1 protein-coding gene is annotated in these 465 nt (G+C 64.1%); it reads left to right on the forward strand.

Annotated elements, in window-relative coordinates; genetic code table 11:
• Position 1 precedes the first annotated feature (1 nt).
• Positions 2 to 465: cytochrome ubiquinol oxidase subunit I (locus tag Q1A87_RS23770; protein ID WP_299657354.1), on the forward strand; the 464-nt coding region annotated here is incomplete at its 3' end.

Below are 465 nucleotides of genomic sequence, written 5' to 3' on the forward strand. Positions count from 1 at the left end.
AATGCTCGGATCGTTCGACGCGGTGCTGCTGGCCCGCATCCAGTTCGCCTTCACCGTCTCCTTCCACTTCCTGTTCCCGGCCTTCACGATCGGGCTGGCGAGCTACCTCGCCGTGCTGAACGCGTTGTGGCTGAAGACGCGCAAGCACCATTACCTCGACCTGTTCCGGTACTGGGTGAAGATCTTCGCGCTGGCCTTCGCCATGGGCGTCGTCTCGGGCATCGTCATGTCCTACCAGTTCGGCACCAACTGGTCGGTCTTCTCGGACCGTGCGGGGCCGACGATCGGCGCGCCGATGGCCTACGAGGTGCTGTCGGCCTTCTTTCTCGAGGCGGGTTTCCTCGGGATCATGCTGTTCGGGCGTGAGAAGGTGGGCGAGGGGCTGCACATGGCGGCCTGCGCGGCCGTGGCGTTCGGCACCTTCTTCTCGGCCTTCTGGATCCTGTCGGTGAACAGCTGGATGCA

This window comes from uncultured Jannaschia sp. (genome assembly GCF_947494055.1).
Classification (GTDB): Bacteria; Pseudomonadota; Alphaproteobacteria; order Rhodobacterales; family Rhodobacteraceae; genus Jannaschia.